Below are 283 nucleotides of genomic sequence, written 5' to 3'. Positions count from 1 at the left end.
CCGGCGCCCGCGTAGTCGGCGGTGGGGACGCGCCAGCCGCCATAGGCGCCGATGATGTTGCCCTGGACCGTGCCGGCCGCGCTGTAGGCCGCGGCCGCCTCCGGGATGTAGCCGCCCTCCGCGCCCACGAGGGTGGCCACCCGCGGCAGCGAACGGTCGGAGATGGCGTTGCCGCCGAAGGTGTTGACCAGGACGTCGAGCCGCTCCGGCCCGCCGGCGACCGCGGGCGGCCGCTTGATCACCTGCACCGCGTGCTGCTGGTTGTAGGCGTTGCGGTTCTGGA

General features: G+C 74.6%; 1 protein-coding gene. It reads right to left on the bottom strand.

The features are described from left to right. Window positions 1-283: hypothetical protein (locus RMT89_RS42415; protein WP_315889096.1), on the bottom strand; the 283-nt coding region annotated here is incomplete at both ends.

Origin of the sequence: Streptomyces sp. P17 (assembly GCF_032436805.1) — a bacterium.
Taxonomy (GTDB): domain Bacteria; phylum Actinomycetota; class Actinomycetes; order Streptomycetales; family Streptomycetaceae; genus Streptomyces.
Note: the sequence above shows the minus strand (reverse complement) of the source record. Positions and strands in the feature narration are given on the sequence as shown.